Raw genomic sequence first — 338 nt, 5'->3', positions numbered from 1 at the left:
ACATCTTCGAAAGTCAATTCGAAAGCAGAACCACACTCATCAGTAGCAGTAGCTTGAGCGAACTCAGGCGCAGCCGGACAAGAGATAGTTGAAGTAGCAGGTAACGCTGCGATAACCGGAGCCGTTACGTCTTGTACATTTATAGTTTGTGAAGCTGTAGAAGAGTTTCCACAAGCATCAGTAGCAGTCCAAGTTCTGGTTACAGAATAAGAACCTGCACAATTACCATTAGTAGTTACATCCTCGAAAGTCAATTCGAAAGCAGAACCACACTCATCAGTAGCAGTAGCTTGAGCGAACTCAGGCGCAGCCGGACAAGAGATAGTTGAAGTGGCAGG

Annotated in this window: 1 pseudogene; it reads right to left on the bottom strand. The window is 46.2% G+C overall.

Annotated elements, in window-relative coordinates:
• Nucleotides 1–338, bottom strand: a pseudogene (locus HA632_RS00085) (hypothetical protein); the annotation flags it as partial.

The sequence above is a fragment of the Flavobacterium sp. J49 genome, assembly GCF_011742145.1.
GTDB lineage: Bacteria > Bacteroidota > Bacteroidia > Flavobacteriales > Flavobacteriaceae > Flavobacterium.
This window is presented reverse-complemented; position numbering and strand designations above follow the sequence as displayed.